The sequence below is a fragment of the Rhodococcus sp. MEB064 genome, assembly GCF_000834565.1.
Lineage (GTDB): Bacteria > Actinomycetota > Actinomycetes > Mycobacteriales > Mycobacteriaceae > Rhodococcoides.
This window is the reverse complement of sequence record NZ_JXQS01000017.1, coordinates 1-295: the sequence shown is the minus strand read 5'-3', so window position 1 is coordinate 295 and position 295 is coordinate 1. Positions and strand designations below refer to the sequence as shown.

Sequence of the window (295 nt, the reverse complement as noted above, 5' to 3'; positions counted from 1 at the left end):
ACGGCCTGCTCACCTCCGTCATCGTGCACGTCGTCACCGACACCACCACCATCGCCGACTCCACCACCATGGCCGGCGACACTGCCGACGGCAATCCGGGGTTCCTCGTCGGCCACGGCGTCATCTCCCCCGACCACGTCGCCGACCTCGCCGACCGCGACGACGCCGTCATCCGCCCCGTCTCGACCACCAACCCCGCATCACAACCGGCCGATCCGTACCGCCCCTCCAGCGCCCTCGACACGTTCGTGCGCATCCGCGACCAGTACTGCACCTGGCCCGGCTGCAACCGTGG

General features: G+C 70.2%; 1 pseudogene. It reads left to right on the top strand.

Annotation, left to right across the window (positions count from 1 at the left end):
- A pseudogene (locus RU01_RS23120) lies at positions 1 to 295 on the top strand (hypothetical protein); the annotation flags it as partial.